Source organism: Methanobrevibacter cuticularis (assembly GCF_001639285.1).
GTDB lineage: Archaea > Methanobacteriota > Methanobacteria > Methanobacteriales > Methanobacteriaceae > Methanobaculum > Methanobaculum cuticulare.
This window is the reverse complement of the sequence record NZ_LWMW01000053.1, coordinates 1-728: the sequence shown is the minus strand read 5'-3', so window position 1 is coordinate 728 and position 728 is coordinate 1. Positions and strand designations below refer to the sequence as shown.

Here is a 728-nt window from a genome sequence, read left to right as displayed (position 1 = left end):
ATTGTTTTTAGTATTTTTGATTTTTTGTTGTAGCTGTATTTGATGTTTTTTGTTTTTTGTATTTTGTAGAGTTTGTATTTTTTGAGTATTTTTTTGAGTGATTTTTTGAGGGTTTTTGATCCTGTGGTTTGTCCGTAGTTTTTGATTGAGTAGGTTATGTAGTAGATTTTGTATTTTTTTGTGGTTTTAGATTTTGTGTCTTTTTTGTATACTTTTATTTTAGCTGGTGTTGGTTTAGGAGTTGGTGTTGGTGTTGGTGTTGGTTCATTGATAGTTATATTTTTGGTATTGTTGGATTCTTCTATAGTGTAGTTTCCAGTAGTGTTGGTAGTGTTGTATTCTTCTAGTTTGGTTAGTATGTTGTATTTTCCGTTGTTGGGTGCTGTGTATGTGAATGTTGCAGTGCCGTTTTCATTAGTTTTTGCGGATCCGATTAAATTGCCGTTAGCATAGAATTTAATAGTTGCATTAACAATTTTCTCACCAGTGAGTTTATTAGTAGCAATTACAGTGATAGTCACTTTGTTTTTAGAAATACTTATGGATAGAGCAAGATCGGATTGATAATAAATCACACCACCGATGATAGCATTACCATTATTAGTGACATTGTCAACATTGTTGTTAGTGCCTAAGTCTGCATTTCCATTGTTAGTTAAATTACCAAGGTTGTTATTTTCACCAGTAACAGATAAATCGCCGTTATTGGTAACATTACCTAATGCATT

General features: G+C 31.7%; 1 protein-coding gene. It reads right to left on the bottom strand.

Annotated features, from left to right (window positions below; genetic code table 11):
• Positions 1–728 (bottom strand): Ig-like domain-containing protein (locus MBCUT_RS11155; RefSeq protein ID WP_211263754.1); only part of this gene is annotated, 728 nt, incomplete at both ends.